The 22,560-nt window shown below is 34.2% G+C and carries 15 protein-coding genes; 5 read left to right on the top strand and 10 right to left on the bottom strand.

Annotated elements, in window-relative coordinates; translation table 11 throughout:
• Window positions 1-7 precede the first annotated feature (7 nt).
• Genes E0W73_RS14555 through radC form a run of 3 tightly spaced genes read right to left on the bottom strand, consistent with a single transcriptional unit; the run spans window position 8 to window position 2,151 of the window.
• Window positions 8-769 (bottom strand): hypothetical protein, encoded by a 762-nt coding sequence (locus E0W73_RS14555; RefSeq protein WP_135222907.1) that lies wholly within the window; start codon window positions 767-769, stop codon window positions 8-10.
• 2 nt (window positions 770-771) lie between these two features.
• Window positions 772-1,458, bottom strand: a complete 687-nt coding sequence (locus tag E0W73_RS14550; protein ID WP_135222802.1) for a YjjG family noncanonical pyrimidine nucleotidase — start codon at window positions 1,456-1,458, stop codon at window positions 772-774.
• A 3-nt stretch (window positions 1,459-1,461) separates the two neighbouring features.
• Window positions 1,462-2,151, bottom strand: coding sequence for a RadC family protein (radC, locus tag E0W73_RS14545; protein WP_135222801.1), 690 nt, complete (start codon window positions 2,149-2,151; stop codon window positions 1,462-1,464).
• Between the two features lie 93 nt (window positions 2,152-2,244).
• Between radC and E0W73_RS14540 the strand changes: the two genes are divergently transcribed.
• On the top strand, window positions 2,245-2,871 hold the full coding sequence (locus E0W73_RS14540; protein ID WP_135222800.1) for a DUF1287 domain-containing protein: 627 nt from the start codon (window positions 2,245-2,247) through the stop codon (window positions 2,869-2,871).
• A gap of 90 nt (window positions 2,872-2,961) precedes the next feature.
• Here E0W73_RS14540 and E0W73_RS14535 read toward each other — a convergent pair whose 3' ends face one another.
• Both E0W73_RS14535 and E0W73_RS14530 read right to left on the bottom strand, forming a co-directional pair.
• Window positions 2,962-4,317, bottom strand: coding sequence for a UDP-N-acetylmuramate--L-alanine ligase (locus E0W73_RS14535; protein ID WP_135222799.1), 1,356 nt, complete (start codon window positions 4,315-4,317; stop codon window positions 2,962-2,964).
• A 69-nt stretch (window positions 4,318-4,386) separates the two neighbouring features.
• The gene (locus tag E0W73_RS14530) at window positions 4,387-5,073 is read right to left on the bottom strand and encodes a tetratricopeptide repeat protein (RefSeq protein ID WP_135222798.1); all 687 of its coding nucleotides are present in this window, start codon (window positions 5,071-5,073) and stop codon (window positions 4,387-4,389) included.
• A 129-nt stretch (window positions 5,074-5,202) separates the two neighbouring features.
• Here E0W73_RS14530 and E0W73_RS14525 point away from each other — a divergent pair, with 129 nt between their 5' ends.
• Window positions 5,203-11,700, top strand: coding sequence for an alpha-2-macroglobulin family protein (locus E0W73_RS14525; protein WP_135222797.1), 6,498 nt, complete (start codon window positions 5,203-5,205; stop codon window positions 11,698-11,700).
• Window positions 11,701-11,903: 203 nt separating this feature from the next.
• On the opposite strand, the gene E0W73_RS14520 is transcribed toward E0W73_RS14525, so the two are convergent.
• The 5 genes from E0W73_RS14520 to hpt form a co-directional block, all read right to left on the bottom strand.
• Window positions 11,904-14,048, bottom strand: coding sequence for a S46 family peptidase (locus tag E0W73_RS14520; protein WP_135222796.1), 2,145 nt, complete (start codon window positions 14,046-14,048; stop codon window positions 11,904-11,906).
• Between the two features lie 229 nt (window positions 14,049-14,277).
• Window positions 14,278-15,279, bottom strand: coding sequence for a GTPase ObgE (gene obgE / locus E0W73_RS14515; RefSeq protein ID WP_135222795.1), 1,002 nt, complete (start codon window positions 15,277-15,279; stop codon window positions 14,278-14,280).
• A gap of 87 nt (window positions 15,280-15,366) precedes the next feature.
• Window positions 15,367-16,641 carry a hemolysin family protein gene (locus E0W73_RS14510; RefSeq protein ID WP_135222794.1) on the bottom strand — a complete coding sequence of 425 codons (1,275 nt, stop codon included), beginning with the start codon at window positions 16,639-16,641 and terminating at the stop codon, window positions 15,367-15,369.
• A gap of 201 nt (window positions 16,642-16,842) precedes the next feature.
• A complete protein-coding gene (locus tag E0W73_RS14505; RefSeq protein WP_135222793.1) occupies window positions 16,843-17,415 on the bottom strand; it encodes an adenylate kinase in 573 nt (190 codons plus the stop codon).
• Window positions 17,416-17,488: 73 nt separating this feature from the next.
• Window positions 17,489-18,019 carry a hypoxanthine phosphoribosyltransferase gene (hpt, locus tag E0W73_RS14500; protein WP_135222792.1) on the bottom strand — a complete coding sequence of 177 codons (531 nt, stop codon included), beginning with the start codon at window positions 18,017-18,019 and terminating at the stop codon, window positions 17,489-17,491.
• 183 nt (window positions 18,020-18,202) lie between these two features.
• Between hpt and E0W73_RS14495 the strand changes: the two genes are divergently transcribed.
• The 3 genes from E0W73_RS14495 (at window position 18,203) to E0W73_RS14485 (ending at window position 22,445) form a co-directional block, all read left to right on the top strand.
• Complete coding sequence (locus tag E0W73_RS14495; protein ID WP_135222791.1) at window positions 18,203-19,474, top strand: PQQ-dependent sugar dehydrogenase; 1,272 nt, start codon at window positions 18,203-18,205, stop codon at window positions 19,472-19,474.
• Between the two features lie 294 nt (window positions 19,475-19,768).
• Window positions 19,769-21,871 (top strand): TonB-dependent receptor, encoded by a 2,103-nt coding sequence (locus E0W73_RS14490; RefSeq protein ID WP_135222790.1) that lies wholly within the window; start codon window positions 19,769-19,771, stop codon window positions 21,869-21,871.
• Window positions 21,872-21,893: 22 nt separating this feature from the next.
• Window positions 21,894-22,445 carry a hypothetical protein gene (locus E0W73_RS14485; RefSeq protein ID WP_135222789.1) on the top strand — a complete coding sequence of 184 codons (552 nt, stop codon included), beginning with the start codon at window positions 21,894-21,896 and terminating at the stop codon, window positions 22,443-22,445.
• Window positions 22,446-22,560: the final 115 nt, after the last annotated feature.

The raw sequence follows: 22,560 nt of genomic DNA, 5'->3' as shown, positions 1-22,560 counted from the left end.
TGTTGCTTTAAAACTTAACTGAAACTTTTTCAGAAATTAATTTATCGTTTTGGTAATATTCAAAATACCATTGATTGTCTTTTGCATTTAGCGAACCTTGTATTCCGTCTTTTATAGCAATAAAAGAATCTGGACGTGAAGTTTTCAATAATTTCATCACTACTTTAGGTGTCTTATCAATAAGCTGATAGCCATTTTCTGTAGGTTGAGCGTATAACAAGTTAGGATCAGAAACATCTGCGGCTGGCGTTGCCACGACTGTTTGCTGAATTGCTGCTGGCGCAGCAGATGCTGTAGTCTGCAATGATGCGGCCGTTGTTACTTTTGTTGGCGCAACAGGAGATTTGCCACTATATTTATAATGCAACGCATTTACAGATACAAAAGCATTGTTTAATGCCTCTCTATATGCCACGTCGTATTCTTTTTCTCTGCTTTTACCCGTTTCAGAAGTATAGACGATTCTTCCGTAACAGTCTTTAAATTCTACAAAAAGTTTGGTCACCAAAAAAGCATTATCTTTTCTAACGTTAACATACAGCAAATCGCATCGTTCGTTATAGCCTGTCGGAAGTTCTTCATTAACATAAAATGCTGTAAAGCCAGCTTGCAGAAGATTAGATTTACTTAAGGTTGCCAGTCTGTATTGATTGTCCTCTTTTATAAAATCATATTTTAACGGAACAATAACCGCCTTATAGTCATTAAGAGACTGTGCAAAACCGATAACTGAACTAAAAAGTGCAGTTAGTAAAATTTTAATTTTCATCATTATAAATATTTTTTTAGTTCTAGTAAATGGTTTATTTGTTTGAAATCTTGTGTGATTTCGATTTTCTTATCATTAAAAAAAATAGCGTCAAGGCCAGCATTTAAAGCTCCGTTTACGTCGGCGTCTAAATCATCTCCAATCATAACACTGTTCTCTTTGGTAGTCCTGGCAAGATTGACCGCATAATCAAAGATAATACTATTTGGCTTTTTTACACCTGCCGATTCAGAATTTGTAATAGTGGTGAAATAATTCCCCAAAGATGCATTTTTTAATTTCTTTTCCTGTACCGCTGCAAATCCGTTTGTTATGATATGCAGATTGTATTTTGGTTTCAAGTATTCCAGAACCTCGATTGCTCCATCAAAAAGATAGTTGTTGTCGGTAAGGAACTCTATGTAATCATTTGCAATCTGATTGATATTTTCGTCTGAAATTGCATAATTCAAAGCATCAAAGCAAAACCTGAGTCTATTGTAACGCAATTCTTGATGCGTTATTTTATCGTTCTGGTACAACCTCCAGCATTCTTGATTGATTGGAATATAATGACTTATAAAATCATGAATGTCAATTTCGTGGTACTGACTTTTAAAAATCCTGTCAAAAGCCATTTGCGAATTCTTATCGAAATCCCACAGCGTGTGATCTAAATCAAAAAAAATATCTGTTATTTTGGTATTCATACATTATAATATTCCTTCATCTGCAAAACTATAATATTTTGATTCAGTTATAATCAAATGGTCCAAAACTTTAACATCTAGGTTCTCGCCGGCTGCCTTGATCTTTTTGGTCATTTGCCTGTCGGCTTCACTTGGCATGGTATTGCCTGATGGATGATTATGACACAGAATCAGACCTGTAGCTCCCGTTTCAAGTGCTGGCTTAAAAATCAGGCGCACATCTACAATTGTACCTGCAATTCCGCCTTTGCTTAGCTGCGCTTTAGAAATAACCTTATTCGAATTATTAAGAAAAAGCACCCAGAATTCTTCATGTGGAAGTTCTCCAATAATTGGTTGCATTAGTTGGAAAGCAATCTTACTCGAAGTGATCTTTTTAAGTTCTACCACATCTTCTTCTCTGCGCCTTCGTCCTAACTCGAGTGCGGCAATAATGGTTATGGCTTTTGCCTCTCCTATTCCTTTAAAAGTAGTCAATTGTGAAATAGTCATCTTGCCCAAAGCATTTAGATTGTCTACACTTTTTAAAATTCTTTTGCTTAAATCAACAGCCGATTCGTTACGGCTTCCTGAACCGATTAAAATGGCAATCAATTCTGCATCGCTTAAGACGCTTTTTCCTTTAAGCATTAGTTTTTCGCGTGGTCTGTCGTCTTCAGACCAATTGGTAATCGGAAAATGAGATTGTTCCATAAGTAAATATTTCAAAAGCGAATATATAAAAAGAGGAAAAATCTTTCAAAAAAAATCAATCAATATTTTAATTTTAGTATATTTAAGGAAAAAATGAAAAATTCAATCCTTCTGTTTATATTCATTTTTCTGAGTTCTTGTAATCAAAAAGAGACCAAAAGCTTTTCTTTTGTGAATGATGATGAAAAACCAAAAAGCTTTGCCCAAAGATTATCTCAAGCAGCGATTTCTATAATAGACCCTTCTGTAGATTATGATCCGGCATATTTTTCAATCGATTATCCAAATGGAGATGTTCCAAAAAATAAAGGAGTTTGTACCGATGTGATTATTCGTTCGTACCGAAAGCTTGGAATTGATCTGCAAAAAGAAGTACATGAAGATATGGTCGAAAATTTTTCTCTTTATCCCAATCTTAAAAAGTGGGGAATGACAAAAACCGACACCAACATTGATCATCGAAGAGTGCCAAACCTCGAAGTGTTTTTTGAAAGAAAAGGCACAAAACTACCCATTTCTCAAAATCCAGCCGACTATAAAACTGGCGAAATTGTAACATGGCTCATTAATGACAAATTACCGCATATTGGAATTGTAACTGACAAAAAATCCAGAGACGGAAAAAGAAATCTGATTGTCCATAATGTAGGCGGAGGACAGGTCCTAAACGATTGCTTGTTTGAATATAAAATCGTTGGACATTATAGATATCCGAAATAAATTCCAAATCTGAAACTCCAAATTCCAATCAAAAAAAAGCCGATTGTTTACACAATCGGCCATTATCTAATTCTCAAATTGATTAATTTTCTAATTAATCAACCCTTTTACTTCATCAAAATTCAAACCTCCATAATTTCCTGAACTCATTAATAATAGTGCAGTATTATCTAAATTTAAGTTGAACAGATATTCTTTAAACTCAGCCGGATTGGTGTAAATAATTAAATCTTTTCTGTTGAATGCAGTTGCGATTTGCTCATACGTTACTTCTTCTAACTGCTTAATTTTTACTGCATCTGGCGAATAAAAAACAACCGCAACATCGGCATTATCTAAAGCTCCTTCGTATTCTTTCAAAAATGCTGCATTTAAGCTGCTGTACGTATGCAATTCCAAACAAGCCACTAAAGTTCTATTTGGATATTGTTCTTTTACTGCTTTGGTTGTAGCGGCCACTTTACTTGGAGAATGGGCAAAATCTTTATAGGCTACTTTTCCTTTTCCTTCGGCAATTTTTTCTAAACGTTTAGAAGCACCTTTAAAGCTGGCAATTGCTTCGTAAAATTCGGCTTCATCAACCCCCATGTTTTGGCAAATCCATTTCGCTCCTGCTAGATTGTTTAGATTGTGTGCTCCAAAAACTTCAATTGGCATGTCTCCTTCTGGGGTTTCCAAAAGTGTTACGCCATCGCTTACTGTATAGTTTGGAGTTTTATAAGGTAATTTTCTAATCGGATTTGTGGCTGCTTCAGAAACACGTTTTACTTCTGGATCATTTTCGTTGTAAACCAAAATTCCGCCATTTGTAATTTTTGCAATGAAAATCTCAAACTGCTCTACATAATTCTCGTACGTTGGAAAAACATTAATATGATCCCAAGCAATTCCAGAAATCAAAGCAATGTTCGGCTGATACAAATGAAATTTCGGACGTCGGTCAATGGGAGAAGACAAATATTCGTCACCTTCCAAAACCATAAAATCATTTTCTTCTGTTAAGTGAACCATCGTATCAAAACCTTCCAACTGTGCTCCTACCATATAATCTACGGCAATATTATGATAATTCATTACATGAAGAATCATCGAAGTAATAGTTGTTTTTCCGTGAGAACCACCAATTACGACACGTGTTTTATTCTTTGATTGCTCGTATAAAAATTCAGGATAAGAATAGATTTTCAGACCTAAATCCTGTGCTTTTAATAATTCTGGATTATCTGCTTTGGCGTGCATTCCAAGAATAATTGCATCGATATCTGCCGTGATTTTTTCTGGAAACCATCCCATTTCAGCAGGTAGAATTCCCTTTTTTTCCAAACGTGATTTTGAAGGCTCAAAAATAGCATCGTCACTTCCTGTAACCTGATATCCTTTATTATGTAATGCTAGTGCAAGATTGTGCATTGCGCTTCCGCCAATGGCGATGAAATGTGTTTTCATTTAAAATTCCAATTTTTTAGTTCCAAATTCAAAACTGTTATCTGAATTCAGTTTTCAAGATTTGATTATTTATGAGTCAAATTTTCGTTTTAAATCCTGTGCTTTATTAGGATCTTTTAATTTGTTCAAATATAAATTATATAATTTTTGAAACGTGACTTTTGAATTGCCAATTTCATGCGCTTTTTTATAATTTTTTTCGGCGGCAGTATATCGTTTAAAATACTCTTCGATTCTTCCCCTAGACAAATAGCCGTCAATTGGAGAAAACTGCGCTAATTCGTTTGAATAGGTAATTGCCTTAGATTCGCTTCCACCTAGAATCCCAGGCAATTGCAAATAAATTTCTATCAAAGCCCAACGTGCCTGAACATGTTTTGGATTGAGTTCGATTGCTGTTTCAAAAGCTTCTTTCATATCGCCAACCATCGAAAAAGCTTTAATTTTATTGACCTCTACGGCATGCATTGCGAGGCATCCTCCATATTTAAAAAAATAATCAGCAACTGTTGGTTTTAATTCTGTTAGTTTTTTGAAATATACAGCGCCTTTTACCCATGATTTTTGATGTGCTTCTATTTCTCCCAGATATTCTAATGTCTTGATATCCGAATGATTGGTTTTTAGAACACCTTCAAAAAGCAATTGTGCATCATTATACTTTTTAGCCCGAAATAATTTCTCTGCTTTTTCAAAATTAGATTGCGACCAACAATGTGTTGAAACAATTAAAAAGAAAATCAGCAGCTTATTCATGTTTCAAAAATAAGGAAATATAAAATGCGATTTGCTTTTGAACATAAATTAGTAATTTGTCCGAAAATTATTTTTAAATTAAATCCAACCTTTTTAGCCAAACCACTCTCTATACAAGAAAACTGATTTATGAAAAATTTACTATTTGTATTCTTATTGCTTTCTACAGTACTTTTTGGTCAGCAAAATGACAAAAAATGGGACAATGTTATTGCTCTTGAAAACGAAGGCAAAGTAAAATCTGCCAATGAAATTGTTTCGAAAATTTACAAAAAGGCTGTTAATCATAAAGACGAAGTTCAAATGATAAAATGCTTTTTCTATCAATCTAAATATTTGCAGGTTGTAGATGAAAATGCACAAACGAAAATTTTAAATAATTTAAAAACAAATATTAATCGCGTTTCGGTTCCATCGAAGGCTATTTTGAATTTGGTGTATGCGAAATGTTTAACCGATTATTACAGCAATAACAGATATCAAATTAATAGAAGAACGAATACTACAGTTTTAGATTCCGATTTTTTAACTTGGACTGAAAGTAATTTCACTTCTGAGATCAACCAATCTTTAAAAAATTCCTTAGAAAATGAGCCTATTCTAAAAAACACAACTCTAACAAAATATGAAGCTATCTTCGATTATCCAACGATAGAAAAATTCAAAACATTAAATGTATTCAATTACATACTATCAGAAAACATTTCTATTCTAACACAAAAATTACGCACTTGGGAAATTAAGAAAAGTGAGTTTTTTTATTCTAAAAAAGAGCTTCTAGGAAATTCAAATGATTTTATAAAAGTAAATTTTGATTCTGTTTCCAATGAAAATCTAAAGTTGATTTTGAAACTTTATCAAAAACAAGAAATCAACAATCCTTCAGCAGAAAACATCTGGCAAAGAATTCAATTCAGCAAAAATTATATCGTTGATGCTGACGAAGATTACATTAAAGCCTTGACAGCATTTCAAAAACAAACCAATGATCTGAATCTTATTCACAACATTCAACTCGAAAAGGCTTATTATCTATCTCAACATGCATCAAAACAGACCAATCCAGATTACAATGCAAAAGCAGTTGTAATTCTCGATAGTATTTTAAAAACAGAAAACAAATCGAATGCTTATAAACTGGCGCTTCAAAAGAAAGAAGCTATTTTGCATAAATTTTTAAATGTACAGCTTCAAAAATATGTTTATAATAATGAAAACATGAGAGGTTATATTCGATATCAAAATATTGAGAATCTTAAAATTTCATTCTTTAGAATCAATCAGACGCAAACTAAGCAGACTAAAACGTATAAGAGAGACAGCATAATTGAAAATCTTGTCGCAAAAACAAAACCTATTGCTTCACAAATCTATCCGCTTGTCGATAAAAAAGATTATTACGAATATGCTACAGAAGTTTTGCTTCCGAGATTAGAAACAGGTTCTTACTTGGTCTATTTTGAAAGTGAGTCTGATACAAAAGGCAAGAAAGCGACCGCTTTTGAAACCATAACAGTTTCTCAATTTATAGTTTTGGCATCACAAAATGAAAAACAGGAAAATTATCAGGTTTTTGATCGAAAAACAGGAAAGCCTTTAGAAAATGTAACCTTAAAAACTCCGTCTTTCTCAGTTAAAACGAATAAAAATGGAAATGCTGTTTTGGATAAAGTGAAAGATCGCTACGATGAACTTATCACTTTCTACAATGCAAATGACACGCTATCTGTAAACAAAAACTACCTGTATTATAATACTGAATATGATGATCAGAATAATAACGATCAGAAATTTAGCGCCACAGTCGAATTGTATCTAGACCGCGCAATATATCGCCCTGGACAAACGGTATATTATAAAGGGATTGCTATACAAAGACTAAAAGGTAAAGTTTCTGTAGTTCCTTTCACTTCGTTTAAAATTACTGTTGAAGATGCAAATCAAAACGATTTTAAAGAATTTGACGTAACTACAAATGAATTCGGATCTTTTTCTGGAGAATTTATTTTACCAAAAACCGGACTTACTGGAACTTTTACGATTAAAGCCGATGAACCGGATGAATATGAGAAGGACAAAGTTTACGACAAAACCAAAGATGAGCATCCGTTTTGGGACAATGTCAACTTGTCTTATTCAGAGTTAGGTTTTAGAGTTGAAGAATATAAACGTCCGAAATTTGAAGTCAATTTTGAACCTAAAAAAGAGAGTTTCCAGCTTAACAAACTGACAAAAGTAAACGGAATTGCAAAAGCCTTTGCAGGAAGCAACATTTCTGATGCGAAAGTAACTTATACTGTTACCAGAAGTACAAATTATTCTAGAAATTACTACTCACAAGAGCCTAACGAAATATTAAAAACAGGAGAAACTAAAACGGATGCATCAGGAAAATTTACAATTGATTTTACCGCAATTCCCTCAGAAAATGCAGTAAAAGAAAAACTTCCCGTTTTTTCTTATTTGATAAAAGCTACCGTAACCGATATTAATGGCGAGACACATGATGCTCAAACTACTATAAAAGTAGGCTACCATGATTTGGAACTTAACAACATTGTTAAGCCTTTACTTTTAACTAAAGACAAAAATGACATCAAACTTACAAGCACTAATTTAAACGGTGAATTCAAAGCGACAAAAGGAGAAGTGAAAATTTATTTTCTTAGTCCAAACTCGACAAAATTTAAAACTAGAGTTTTTCCTAATCCAGAAATCGAAGCGATTTCAGATACAGAATTTGAGAAATTATTTCCTTATGAATCTAACTCAAAATTAAAAGATAGAACACCCGAAAATTTACTTTTTTCTAAAAAGATTAATACCGAAATAGATAAAATCCTTTCCTTAGATTTTATTTCTAATTATCAATCCGGAAACTATAAAGTTGTATTTTCAGCTCAAGATAGTTTTGGAAATTTAATTGAAAACAGTACTACTTTTAAAATTAAACAAAGCAAAGATAAATTTGATACAAGCAAATTATTTACGGTTGAACAAATAAATTCTGATGCAAAAAAAGATGGTTTTGCTTTACTAAAATTAAAATCTGTAATACCCGATTTGTATATCATGGGAGTTGCAAATTTTGAAGGCAATATTTTTTCAGAAGAAACATACCATCTTGAAAATCATGAAACCGTAATTAGAATTCAACTTAAAAAAGAATTCAAAGATATTGTCACGATTAATTTTGAAAGTGTTTTTGAAAATGAAAAATTTGATAATAGTCTCTCTGTGGTCTTGAAATCAGAAATACCCGAATTAAAATTTGATGTAGATACTTTTAGAAGCAAATTACAACCTGGAAGCACCGAAAATTGGTCTTTTAAACTTACAGGAAAAGCAACAAAAAATGAAGCTGAAGTTTTGGCTTCTATGTACGACGCTTCTTTGGATCAATTTGTCACAAAAAATTGGGAAAGATGGAATAGTTATTACAATAGCGGCAGTATTGTTCGCGGTACATCGAAATCAGTTTTAGGAAGTGAAAAAACGAATACTATAATCTCCTACCCAAATCCTGCATCAAAACAAATAGAACTTAAAAATGAAAGCACTAAATTAATCTGGTTTGGATTTGACTTTAACAGCTCACATTTCAATGCACTTTATCTTCAAAGAGAATATCAAAGACAATTAAGCAAAAAGGTTAAAAAACCAACAAATGCCAAAATGATATCGGGAATTGTAACCGATAACAACAAATTAGAACTTCCTGGCGTATCTGTAACCGTAAAAGGAACACAAAGAAGCACTACAACCGACTATGATGGATATTATGAAATAGAAGCTAATGAAAATGAGGAACTTGTATTTTCGTATATTGGCTTTAAAAGTGAAACGGTTGTTATTTCCCGAAACAAAATCCAAAATATTATTTTAAAAGATGAATCTTCTAATTTAGAAGAAGTTGTTGTAGTGGGTTATGGTGTTCAGAAAAAGAAATCTTTAACAGGAGCAGTTACCCAAATGGTCGTTCAAGAAGACAATACCGTTTATAATACAGCCGGAATTTCAGATTCATTATCGGGAAAAGTTGCTGGTGTGAGTGTAAGCGATTATAAAGTTATGATTAGAGGAAACGGTTCGATTTCAGGAGCAAATCCGCCAATTTATGTAGTAGACGGAATAATAGTAAGCGATATAAACAGTATAGACCCAAAAGATATTTTAGCCATAGATGTTTTAAAAAACGAAAAAGCAACTGCGCTTTATGGAAGCAGAGCTGCAAATGGCGCTATTATCATTACGACCAAAAAAGCATTAGAAGAGTTAACGCAAGTAAAAGCCAGAAAAAATCTCTCTGAAACCGCTTTCTTCTTCCCTAATTTGAGAACGGATTCTAAAGGAAAAGTAAGTTTCAACTTTACATCTCCAGAAGCCTTAACCGCTTGGAAACTTCGTTTACTGGCTCATAACAAAGATGCCGTTTTAGGATATCTGGAAAAGAATGTTGTTACACAAAAAGAATTAATGGTGATGCCCAATTTCCCAAGATTCTTTAGAGAAAAAGACACTATTTTAATCAGTGCCAAAATCTCGAATCTTACCGCTGAAGCAAAAACCGGAATCGCCAGTTTACAGTTTTTTGATGCTGTGACTATGGAACCAATTGATGCCAAAATGCTGAACGTAAAAAACATCAAAAACTTTACAATTCCAGCTTACGGAAATACAACTGCCAACTGGACTATTACAATTCCTGAAGGTTTACAAGGTGTTCAATATAAAATCGTAGCAAAAGCGGGTAATTTCTCTGATGGAGAAGAAAATATTGTTCCTGTTTTGACCAATAATATGCTGGTAACTGAAAGTATTCCGATTTGGGTTCGCGAGAATTCAACTAAAGAATATACGTTTGAGAATTTAAAAAACAATAATTCTACAACATTAAAAAATCATCAGTTTACACTAGAATATACTTCTAACCCAACTTGGCTTGCGATTCAGTCCATTCCTTATTTAATGGAATATGAACATGAATGCGCTGAACAGACTTTTGCTCGTTATTATGCCAATGCTTTGGCGAGGGAAATCATTGCAAGCAATCCGAAAATTGCCAGCATTTTTGAAGAATGGAGAAAGAATCAAAAACCAAATTCGAAATTGGATGATAATGAAGAATTAAAATCACTCATTTTGGCCGAAACACCATGGCTGAATGATGCACAAAATGAAAACGAAAAGAAAAGAAATCTTGCGCTTTTATTCGATTTAGAAAAAATGAAAACGTCTGAGCAGGCTACTTTTCAGAAATTAAAACAAAAACAACTTCCATCCGGTGCTTTTTCTTGGTTTGGAGGAAATTACGAAAATGAATACATCACGAGACATATTCTGGCTGGCCTTGGGCATTTGGAAAAACTTCAAAAGAACAGCAATTCTTCTCAATTAGAAAAGATTACTGCTACTGCTATTCCGTTTATAGATTCTAAATTTTTAAGATATCATAAAGAAACAACCAAAAATCTGAAAACAAGCGATAAGATAACATGGTTCAATCCCTATTCTGATTTGCATTATTTGTACACAAGAAGTTTTTATCTAGAAAAATATCCTTTATCCGATACTTTGAAAAAAGCTTCAAAACTATATTTAGAAACTGCTAAAAAAGATTGGCTGAATTATTCTCTTTACGAAAAAGGATTAGCAGTACTAACTTTGAATCGTTTTGGAGAAAAAGAAAGCGCTAAGAAAATAATCGAAAGCTTAAAAGAAACTTCTTCAAACAACGAAGACTGGGGAATGTACTGGATTGCCAATAAATCGGGCTGGTACTGGTATCAGGCTCCAATAGAAACTCAAGCTTTATTGATTGAGGCTTTCGCCGAAGTGACAAACGATACCAAATCGGTTGATGCGATGAAAGTCTGGCTGTTAAAAAACAAACAAACCAAAAACTGGCCCACAACAAAATCCACAACTGAAGCCATTTACGCTTTATTAATGCAAGGAACCGACTGGCTTTCTGTAAAAGACAATACGGTTATAAAATTAGGAGATGAAAAAATCCTGACCAAAAAATTATCCGAAAATGAAAAAGAAGCCGAAACAGGCTACATCAAACTGAACTGGAAAGCTGACGAAGTCAAGAAAGAAATGGCTTCGATCAAAATCGAAAACAAATCTAAAGTTCCTGCATTTGGCGGTGTTTATTGGCAATACTTTGAAGATTTGGATAAAATCAAAAACAATTCAGGTGCAGTTTTGTCTGTTTCGAAAGAATTATATCTAAAGAAAAGCACACTCAAAGGAAATCAATTAGAAAAAATTACAACAAAAAATCCATTAAAAATTGGGGATTTAGTTACCGTTCGATTAGTTATCACATCCAAAGAAGATACAGAATATGTTCATTTAAAAGATATGCGTGCCTCTTGTTTTGAACCTGTCAATGTCCTTTCTGAATATCAATACAAAAACGGATTAGGTTATTACATGAGTACAAAAGATGCAGCTACACATTTGTTCTTTGACCAAATCAAAAAAGGAACTTATGTTTTAGAATATGACATAAGAGTAAATAACGTTGGCGAATTCTCCAACGGAATTACCACAATCCAAAGCATGTACGCACCTGAATTTGCAAGTCATAGCAAAGGAATTCGAGTGAAGGTTAATTAATTAAAATTCCAATTTATAAATTGCTTCGCCAGTTCACTAACGCTCGTGTCCAAATTCCAAGGAAATGGGATAAAAAAAACCTAACAGCTTTAATTCTGTTAGGTTTTGAATTTTTATTTTACATCGAATTATTTAATCTCCATAGTTTCCATTTTTTTGAGAATTTGGAATTTGGGATTTATAAATTGGAATTTAAAATCAGATTATTTCGCAATCGTCAATTCATCGATAATGTTTTTCGCTCCTGCGTATTTGTCGATAATCCAAAGTACGTAACGAATATCAACGTTGATTGTTCTTTGTAAATTAGAATCAAAAATAACGTCACCAGCCATTGCTTCTATGTTTCCGTCAAAAGCAATACCGATTAGTTCTCCTTTTCCGTTCAGAACAGGTGAACCTGAATTTCCTCCAGTAATATCGTTATCTGTCAAGAAGTTGATTGGCATGTAACCTGCTTTATCAGCATATTGTCCGTAATCTTTTTTCTTGTTCAATTCTAATAAACGAGCTGGCAAGTCAAATTCCTGATCTCCTGCTTTGTATTTTTTCACCATACTTTCCATTGTAGTATAGTTGTTGATTTTTGCATCATTACGAGGATCTGCAGGTAAAGCACGAACTTTTCCGTAAGTCAATCGCAATGTAGAGTTGGCATCTGGATATTTAATTGCGTTCAATTTAGATTCTCTTAAACCTTCCACCAATTTACGGTAAGCTGTTGCAAAACCATCATCTGCTTTTGCCTGATCGTCTGTTTTAGAACGGTATTTAGTCAATAAATCATTAGAAATAATATACAACGGATCGTGTGTAATAGCTACTGGTTTTGGATCTGCTAAAAATCCTAATATTTTTTCTTTAGAGGTAAAATAACTTTGTTCCGTTGCTTTTGCTACGTCAGCAGTAAAATCGCCATTGTTAGCCGTTTTCATTTTTGCAATTTCTGGAGCAATTCCATACTCAGCAGCTTTAGCAGCGTATAAATTCAATTGTGCCGTTAAAATATCCTTTTCTAATGGCGCATAAAATTCACCATAAATACTTTCAATCATTGCATTGATTTTAGGAAGCATTTCTGCTTTCTTAGCATCATTTTCTTTGTAGTAAGCAATTAATGCATTTCCTAGATTAGCTGGTCCCGTAGCATAACTAGAAGTACGTAAAAGCTGTATCAGGTAATTATCGTGACGGGCTTTTAAGTTTGTTTCTCTGTAATAATCGTTGATAGTCGGAATTACATTCTCATACTTTTCTTTATTAGCAGGTTTGCTTGCCCACTCATAAAATTTATCTTCCTGTTCTGCTTTAGTATCAACCGTTCCTGCTTTTGTTAAAGCATCGATCATACCTTGACGGTTCTTCCAGTAGTTTGCAGTCGAAGCATATTTAGAAGCGTACTGTAAACGAACAGTTGCATCTTTATCCATATACTTTTTCATTACGTCCATTCCGGTTTTAGCACCTTCAACCCAAGCAGGATAAGCATATTTTATGTTTTGCTCAATTCCTCCAGCCGGCATCCAACGGTTTGTTCTTCCTGGATACCCTAAAATCATGGCAAAATCATTTTCTTTTACACCTTTAATACTTACTGGTAAATAATGTTTTGGTTTCAAAGGCACATTGTCTTTTGAGTAAGCAGCAGGATTTCCGTCTTTATCTGCATACACTCTAAACATAGAGAAATCTCCAGTTTGGCGAGGCCATTCCCAGTTGTCTGTATCTCCACCAAATTTACCAACGCTTTCCGGCGGTGTTCCCACTAAACGAACGTCTGTGTAATCTTGGTAAACAAAATAGTAATATTCATTTCCTTGAAAGAAAGGACGAACAGAAACCGTATATTTCCCGTTTTCGCTGTTTTCTTTTTCGATCAAACTGATTTCTTGCTGAATGATTTTGTTTCTTTCCGTTTCAGTCATTGTATCATTTACTTTAGACAAGATTCTTTTAGAAACATCATCCATACGAACAAAGAAACGAACGAATAAAGATTTTGGTTTCATTTCAGCGCTTTTGTCTTTTGCCCAAAAACCATCTTTCAGATAGTTCTGCTCGGCAGTCGAAAGTTCTGCAATTGCACTATACCCACAGTGATGGTTTGTAAGTACTAAACCAGTATTTGAAACGATTTCTGCAGTACATCCTCCATTGAATTGTACAATCGCATCTTTTAAACTGTGATTGTTGATACTGTAAATTTCTTCGGCTGTTAATTGCAGACCCATTTTTTGCATATCCCTGTGATTTAATCTTTCGATAAACATCAGGAACCACATTCCTTCATCGGCTTTTACAGGAAAAGTCAGAAGAGACATGGTTAAGAATAAAACTATTTTTTTCATGTTATTTATTTTAAGTGTTGCGAATATAGCTCATATTTATAATTATTCCACTCAAAACAAATCTAAAATTGCACATGTTTTCGCTTTTTTAGCCTTTTATTAAGAATTTAACATTGTTTTAAAAAAGAAAGGCGTTCTATTTCTAGAACGCCTTTCTTTTTTAAAAGCTACTAAGCTGCTAAGTGTCTAAGTTTTTTCTTTCAACTTAGTAGCTTAGAAACTTAAAACTTTATTCGTTAAGCATTTTCCAAAGTTTGTCTTTCAAATCGGTCAAACCTTGTTGCGCAACAGACGAAATAAACATATAAGGAACATCTTTGAAAGTAACATCAAGTTCTGCTTTCAATTCTGCTTTTAGTTCATCATCCAGCATATCGCATTTTGAAATTACGACCAGACGTTCTTTGTCTAGCATTTCAGGATTATATTTTGTTAATTCGTTAACCAAAATATCATATTCTGCTCTAATATCTGGCGTATCAACTGGAACTAAAAATAGCAACGTTGAGTTACGTTCAATATGGCGCAGGAAATAATGTCCTAAACCTTTTCCTTCGGCAGCGCCTTCAATAATTCCCGGAATATCAGCAATTACAAAAGACTGAAAATCTCTGTAGGCTACGATTCCTAAATTTGGTTTTAAAGTCGTAAAAGGATAATCGGCAATTTTTGGTTTTGCTGAGGTTAAAACAGACAATAAAGTAGATTTTCCTGCATTTGGGAAACCAACTAAGCCAACATCTGCCAGAACTTTTAATTCTAAAATCACATCCATTTCTACACCCAATAAACCTGGCTGTGCATAACGTGGCGTTTGGTTTGTAGAACTTCTAAAATGCCAGTTTCCTAAACCTCCCTTTCCTCCTTTTGCAAGAATCTTTTTTTCGCCGTCTTCTGTAATTTCAAAAAGTGTTTCTCCTGTTTCTTTATCTTTTACAACCGTTCCTAGCGGCACTTCGATAATTTTATCTTCTCCGTCTGCACCTGTACTTCTGTCAGAACCGCCGTCTCCACCGTGGCCTGCTTTGATGTGACGCGCAAATTTCAAGTGAAATAATGTCCAGAGTCCTTTATTCCCAACTAAATACACATGTCCGCCTCGACCACCATCTCCACCGTCGGGACCACCTTTTTCAATAAATTTCTCTCTATGTAAATGCGTCGAACCTTTTCCTCCTTTTCCGGAAGAAACATATATCTTAACGTAGTCTACAAAATTTCCTTCTGTCATTTTTTCTTGTTTATGTGTAGTTTCATGTTTCAAGTTTCAAGTTAACAGAACGTCAACCAACTTGAAACTTTAAACTTGAAACAAATTTTACTCTTTAAGCGCTTTTACAAGCACTTTATCAATCTTAACGCCATCCATATCGATAACTTCAAGGACGAATTTTTGCCAAACTAATTTTTCTCCTTCTTTTGGAATATGAGAAAGCTCGGTCATAATCATCCCGCTTACTGTATTGACGTCGTAATCGTTTGTCAATTCGTCCAATTCAAAATACGTCAGGAAGTCGTGTAACGAATAATGTCCGTCTACCAGCCATGAACCGTCTTCTCTTTCTACTAGTTGGAATTCATCTTTATAAAATTCGGCAGCATCGCCAACTAGTGCTTCCAGAATGTCATTCAACGTAATCATACCTTGAAAAACGCCGTATTCGTCTGAAACTAAAGCGTAATGAATTCCTGTTTTTTTGAAGTTCTCCAAAGCTTTATAAGCCGTGGTATGTTCCATCAAATAAGGCGCTTCTGTTATGATGGACGAAAAATCGAAATTATCGTTTTCGATATTCGCAAATATGTTTTTCAGAGTTGCAACACCAACAATATCATCATAGTTGTCGTTGTAAACCGGATAAACCGCATGTAAATCCTGAACGACTAGTTCCTTAATTTTTGCTTTATCCGCTTGTAAAGGCAGCATGTCAACCGATTTACGGTGTGTCATTAACGAACTTACTTTTCTATCTCCAATATGGAAAACACGCTCCACAATATCTTGTTCAATTTCCTGAACTTCTCCAACTTCTGTTCCTTCTTTGATTATGGCCTTAATTTCTTCTTCAGTCACTTTTCCGTCTGCAGTTGGTTTGATTTGTAAAACATTCAACAAGAAATCTGTTGAAGAAGTTAACAACCAAATAAACGGCGCCGTAATGATTGAAATGACTTTCATTGGCATTGCCACCATTTTAGCAATCGCTTCCGGATAATTTAATCCGATTCGTTTTGGAAGTAACTCTCCTAACACCAATGAGAAGAAAGTTAAAATGACAACCACAATTCCAACTGCGATGGAATGTGCGTAAGGTTTTAAAACTGCAAAGCCTGACACAAAAACCTCAACATCGGCAGTAACTTTATCTCCAGAATAAATACCAGTCAAAATTCCGATTAAGGTAATTCCGATTTGAACTGTAGATAAAAATTTGTTTGGAGAGTTGGCTAAATCGAGTGCCGTTTTAGCACTTTTGTTTCCTTTTTTCGCTGATGTTTCAAGCCTGTTCTTTCGGGCCGAAATCAGAGCGATTTCAGACATGGAGAAAACTCCATTTAAAATAATTAGAAAAAATATAATTAGTATTTCCAATTGATAGGGGATTCGTTAGTAAATAGTCTCGTTATTGTAATTCGTAATCGTAATCTAAATAGCCCAGATGGAAGTGAATAGCCCGGAGCTAAAAAAACTAATTTTTCCTGCCAGAAAACAGCGACCGGAGGAAGCTCGTTTTATGGTTTGGAAAAATAGTTTTTTTAGCGAGGACTAGTAACGTACAGCTGGAAAAAGCTTCTACAAATTATCTATAACTGACGTTAAGCGCTCTGTAATATCTTTTATTTCTCCGATACCGTTTACAGCGTGAAATTTATTCTGTGCTTTATAGTAATCGATTAGCGGAGCTGTTTTTTCATTGTATTCCTGATATCTCACACGAATTTTTTCTTCGTCCTGATCGTCTGCTCTTCCGCTTGTTTTTCCTCTTTCTAACAAACGTTTTACCAAAATTTCGTCATCAGCTTCTAAAGCGATTGTTGCTGTTACGCTAGAACCAATTGTTGGCAAAAATTTATCTAAAGCTTCTGCCTGATTGATTGTTCTTGGATAACCATCGAACAAAAATCCTGCTGTATCAGGGTGTTTTTTTACCTCATCAATTAACATTGCAGTTGTTACTTCGCAAGGAACTAATTCTCCATTGTCCATAAAAACTCTTGCTTGTTTTCCTAGTTCAGTATCATTTTTTAAATTGAAACGAAAAATATCTCCTGTTGAAAGGTGTGTTAAATTGTATTTTTCTTTTAAAAATTCTGCCTGAGTTCCTTTTCCTGCACCAGGCTTTCCAAATAAAACGATGTTAATCATAATTGAAATGAGTGTTGTTACTTCTGTCTTTCAGAAGTTTTAAAATGAATATATAGTTGTGTTTTGTTTTTTTTTATTCTGCTAATTTGTAAACTTCGGTCAAGTTTCGTCCTAAACCATCGTAGTCCAAACCATAACCTACAATAAATTTATTTGGAATACGGATTCCGATGTAATCTATTTTTATGTCTTTTTTGTATGCTTCGGGCTTAAAGAATAATGTTGCAATTTTAAAATGCTTTACATTTTGCGCTTTAAACAAATGCTTTAATTCTTCGATTGTATTTCCAGTATCGATAATATCTTCAATAATTACAACCGTTCTTCCAGACAAATCCTGATTGATTCCGATTAATTCTTTAACCGAATTTGTTGTTTCAGTTCCTTCATACGATGCCATTTTGATGAATGAAACCTCGCATGGTTTTTTATATTTTTTTAGAAAATCTGACACGACCATAAAAGCGCCATTCAGAACTCCAATAAAAATTGGCGTATCGTCTCCAAAATCGTCTTCTACCTGAGCCACTAATTTGGTTAAAGCAAAATCAATTTCTTTAGCCGAAATAAATGGAACAAATTGTTTATCGTGAAGTTGTATCATTATTTTCTTTTTAAAACAATGGACAAAGATACAGAATTACAACTTAATAGTCATGATGAAAAATGGCAGTACAACACAATTTTTTACAAATGTTAAACATCGGTTAATATTTACAAAAATTCATCTCTTTCTATTTTAGAATTTCATAAATTGTTATAAGTAAATCAATTAACTTTAATCAAAATGAAAAATACCATTATATGCTGCTCGGCTTTTGTTTCAGTCTTAATTTCTTCGTGCCAAGGTCAGGTTAAAAAGGAAGAAAAAGAAGCACTTGCCAAACAACCCGGAAATATCGTAAAAACAGCAATCGGAGAAATTACGCTTCCGCCTCCGTACGCTACTGAATCAAAAACAAACCACAGCAAAGTTATTGGCTGGCTGGAAGGAAAAACTCCAAAAGCACCAGAAGGTTTTGTGGTAACTAAATTTGCTGACGGCTTTACAAATCCGCGTTGGAGCTATATTGCGCCAAATCAGGACATTTTTGTGGTTGAAAGCGGAACGAGAAACAGTAAAAATCAGATTACCATTTTACGAGATAAAGATAAAGACGGGAAGTATGAAACTCGCGAAATTTTTATCAAAGACCTAAACAAACCTTTTGGAATGCTGGTTCTTAAAGACTTTTTCTACATTGCTAATACCGATGGTTTATATCGATATCCTTATAAAAACAATCCGCTAAAACTGGAAACCAAAGGCGAAAAAATCCTTGAGCTTCCTGCTGGCGGCTACAACAATCACTGGACAAGAAATTTATTGGCAAGTCCTGACGGCAAGAAAATCTATGTTTCTGTTGGTTCAGGAAGTAATAATGCAGAACATGGTGTTGACAAAGAAGTGCGCCGCGCTGGAATTCTCGAAATTAACCCTGACGGAACGGGCGAAAAAGTATACGCTTCTGGATTACGAAATCCTGTTGGAATGGATTGGAATCCTGTTAGTAAGGAATTATGGACCGCAGTAAACGAACGCGATGAATTAGGAGAAGATTTGGTTCCCGATTATATTACGAGTGTAAAAAGAGATGGGTTTTACGGATGGCCGTATTCTTATTTCGGAAACATTCCTGACCCAAGAATGAAAGGGGAAAGAAAAGATTTGGTAGAAAAAGCAATTGTTCCAGATGTTCCTGTCGGTTCGCATACGGCTTCACTCGGATTGGCTTTTTATACGAAAGACAAATTTCCAGCAAAGTATAAAAACGGCGCTTTTGTTGGTCAGCATGGTTCTTGGAATCGCGAGAAAATTTCGGGCTACAAAGTCGTTTTTGTTCCTTTTAAAGATGGAAAACCATCCGGGAAACCAGAAGATTTTTTAACCGGTTTTATTTCTGATGAAAACAAAGCCGAAGTTTACGGACGTCCGGTTGCTGTAACGGTTATGAACGACGGTTCGCTTTTGGTAAATGATGACAGCGGAAATACGATTTGGAAAGTTTCAGTCAAATAAATCTACAAGCTTGGTTTTAACCACAAATTACACAAATTTTCGCAAATTAATTTGTGTGAATTTGTGCAATTTGCGGTTTAAAAAATATTTTCAATTTTTAATCCGAACATTTATCTGAAAGATTTTTAAACATATAGAGACATAGATTTTTGTTTTAAAAAGATGTTACTAAGAAAACTCGTTTTCACACATAGCTACTATGTGAATTTAAATAAGTGAAACGCCTTTTTTGCCTCAATCAATACTATGTTTCTATGTGTTAAAATTAAACCACACTTTAATCCATTTCCTTTTATGCCTTTCAAAAAATATTTTCTTCTTCTTTTTATGCTTTTTATTTCTAAAAATAGTGCCGCACAAGAAAAAGAAATCCAAAATATTGATTCTGTCAAAACTCAGAAACTAAACGAAGTTTTAATTAGTCCGCTTCACATCAATCGTGATTTGCAAAATAGTCCGGCTTCGATTGGCATTTTATCCGAAAAAGAATTACTTCGAAATAACACCACAGATATCAGCAATGTTATCAATACAATTCCGGGCGTTTTTATGCAGTCATCCAATATTACCACAACCCGAATCTCGATTCGCGGTATTGGTGCCAGAACTCCCTACGGAACCAATAAAATCCGAGCTTTTTATGGAAATATTCCGCTGACCTCTGGAAACAGCGAAACCGTAATTGACGATATCGACCTGCAAAACATCAACCAAATTGAAATTATAAAAGGACCGCTTTCTAGTGTTTACGGCGCTGGATTGGGCGGCGCTATTTTGATTTCGCCTGAAAATTTTAACAAAGGAAACTATCAAGCTGAAGTCAGTTCAGTTTTTGGTTCTTTTGGTTTACTAAAAAACAGAGTCGGTTTTAATCTGAATGAAAAAAATGCTTCACTAAATCTGAGTTATCATAATTTAAAAACCGACGGCTGGCGCAAAAACAGCGCTTACAATCGGGAAGGAATTACGCTTGGCGGAGAATTATTCAGAAAGAAAAACAGCAAGTTGACGTACTTTTCCAATTACACTTATTTAAAAGCATATATTCCGAGTTCAATCAATAAAACGACTTTCGAAAATAATCCGCAAGCTGGCGCGCCAACTTGGGTGGTTTCAAAAGGTTTCAAAGAATACAAATCGACTTTGGCAGGATTGGCTTATGATTTTAAATTAAATGATCATTTGAATAATTCGACTTCTGTTTTTATCAATTATAAAGACAGCAACGAACCGCGTCCTTTTGATATTTTACGCCAATACACTTTTGCGTCGGGCGCAAGAACACAGTTTTCGGGAGATTTTAAAATCGGAAAAGTCAAAAATCAGTTTATTGCCGGACTGGAATATTTCAAAGATAATTACAGTGGAAATACTTTTCAAAATCTATATCAGCAAAATAATGGGAATGGAAGTTTACAAGGCGATCAGCTTTCGGCAACCAATCAAAAAAGAGATTTTTACAATGTTTTTTCTCAAATAAGAACTTTACTTTCTGACCGATTTGAAATTCAAGCCGGTTTAAATTATAACAAAACCAAATTTGAACTTCAGAATGATTTTCCCGCTTCCGCGAATAATCCATTGGAGCATTATAGTTATGATGGCATTTTCTCGCCACAGCTCTCTTTTCTTTATAAAGCAAATGAAGTTCGAACCTTTTACTTTTCCGTAAGTCGAGGATTTTCTCTTCCCGCAACTGAAGAAACTTTGACTTCAACGGGAAATATCAATGCTGACATTAAACCCGAAACAGGTTATAATTTTGAATTGGGCGGAAAACTGCATTTTTTCAATAAAAAACTTTACACCCAAATTGCCGTTTACCGAATGGAAATTAAAGATTTATTGGTTGCCAAAAGAATCGGAGACGACCAATATGAAGGTGTAAATGCTGGAAAAACTTTTCATGAAGGAATTGAGATTTCCTTAAACCACAATTGGCCAATCAATCGAACTTTTACTTTGAACTCTTATGTTGACGCTTCAATTGGAAATTACGAATTCAAAGAGTTTGTTGATAATGGAAATGATTATTCTGGAAACAAACTTACCGGAGTTCCCGCCAATACAGCAAGCGCTGGTTTTACTTTAAACCTGAATTCAGGATTTTACTTCTCGGCCGATTTCCAGTTTACCGATAAAATTCCGATGAACGATTCTAATGCAGATTATTCCGATTCTTATTCGCTTCTGAATTTAAAAACAGGTTATCAATTTGAAATTCTATCAGGTTTAAAGGCTCATTTTGATGCAGGCATAAATAATGTCGTGAACGAAAAATACGCTTCGATGATTTTAACCAATGCAACAGGAGTTGGAAATGCACAACCAAGATTTTATTATCCCGGATTGCCAGTAAATTATTACGGAATTATCTCATTAAATTATTTATTTTAGCACAGTATTAAACACCTAACCAATGCTGTCTGAATTACAGAAAAAACTGGATTACGTAAATGCTTACAGAGAAAATCGTCTCAAAACGGCACAGGATGTTTTAGAAAACCCTTCACTTTTTAGTGAATTGGTTTCGATTTGCTTTTCGCCCGAAGACAAAAACAATCATAAAGCCTGTTGGATTTTAGAATTTGTTTCGTATGAAGAATTGCATTGGCTCCAGCCTCATCTTGATTTTTTCTGTTCCAATCTTAAAGCTTTAAAAGACGAAAGTTCCATGCGCCCAATTGCAAAAGTGGTGCAGATGCTGGTAAAATCACATTACACGAAAAACGAAAACGGAATTCAGCTTTCTGAAGAAAATCTACAAAACTGCATCGAAGCAAGTTTTGATTGGCTAATTAATGATGTGAAAGTCGCTACAAAAGCGTACTCCATAAGAACTTTATACATTCTAGGAAATCATTACGATTGGATTCATCCCGAATTAAAAGTCATAATCGATAAAGATTTTGGAGACCATTCGCCAGCGTACAAAGCCGTTGCCAAAGAAGTTTTGAAGAAAATAAAATAGTTTTTTGTCTGCCACAGATTAAAAGGCTTAAAAAGATTTCTCTCTTTGTGGGGTTTTAGTTGCCACGAATTACACAAATTTCCACTAATTTTTTTAACCGAATTTTAAAAAAAAT

The organism is Flavobacterium foetidum, assembly GCF_004634245.1.
Classification (GTDB): domain Bacteria; phylum Bacteroidota; class Bacteroidia; order Flavobacteriales; family Flavobacteriaceae; genus Flavobacterium; species Flavobacterium foetidum.
Note: the sequence above shows the minus strand (reverse complement) of the source record. Positions and strands in the feature narration are given on the sequence as shown.

Excerpts from the sequence above, each read along its gene's own strand:
- E0W73_RS14535 (WP_135222799.1), bottom strand. The coding sequence starts at position 4,317 with ATGAAAACACATTTCATCGCCATTGGCGGAAGCGCAATGCACAATCTT.
- hpt (WP_135222792.1), bottom strand. The coding sequence starts at position 18,019 with ATGATACAACTTCACGATAAACAATTTGTTCCATTTATTTCGGCTAAA.
- E0W73_RS14485 (WP_135222789.1), top strand. The coding sequence starts at position 21,894 with ATGCTGTCTGAATTACAGAAAAAACTGGATTACGTAAATGCTTACAGA.
- E0W73_RS14505 (WP_135222793.1), bottom strand. The coding sequence starts at position 17,415 with ATGATTAACATCGTTTTATTTGGAAAGCCTGGTGCAGGAAAAGGAACT.
- radC (WP_135222801.1), bottom strand. The coding sequence starts at position 2,151 with ATGGAACAATCTCATTTTCCGATTACCAATTGGTCTGAAGACGACAGA.
- E0W73_RS14490 (WP_135222790.1), top strand. The coding sequence starts at position 19,769 with ATGCCTTTCAAAAAATATTTTCTTCTTCTTTTTATGCTTTTTATTTCT.
- E0W73_RS14555 (WP_135222907.1), bottom strand. The coding sequence starts at position 769 with ATGAAAATTAAAATTTTACTAACTGCACTTTTTAGTTCAGTTATCGGT.
- E0W73_RS14525 (WP_135222797.1), top strand. The coding sequence starts at position 5,203 with ATGAAAAATTTACTATTTGTATTCTTATTGCTTTCTACAGTACTTTTT.
- obgE (WP_135222795.1), bottom strand. The coding sequence starts at position 15,279 with ATGACAGAAGGAAATTTTGTAGACTACGTTAAGATATATGTTTCTTCC.
- E0W73_RS14495 (WP_135222791.1), top strand. The coding sequence starts at position 18,203 with ATGAAAAATACCATTATATGCTGCTCGGCTTTTGTTTCAGTCTTAATT.
- E0W73_RS14520 (WP_135222796.1), bottom strand. The coding sequence starts at position 14,048 with ATGAAAAAAATAGTTTTATTCTTAACCATGTCTCTTCTGACTTTTCCT.
- E0W73_RS14540 (WP_135222800.1), top strand. The coding sequence starts at position 2,245 with ATGAAAAATTCAATCCTTCTGTTTATATTCATTTTTCTGAGTTCTTGT.
- E0W73_RS14530 (WP_135222798.1), bottom strand. The coding sequence starts at position 5,073 with ATGAATAAGCTGCTGATTTTCTTTTTAATTGTTTCAACACATTGTTGG.
- E0W73_RS14550 (WP_135222802.1), bottom strand. The coding sequence starts at position 1,458 with ATGAATACCAAAATAACAGATATTTTTTTTGATTTAGATCACACGCTG.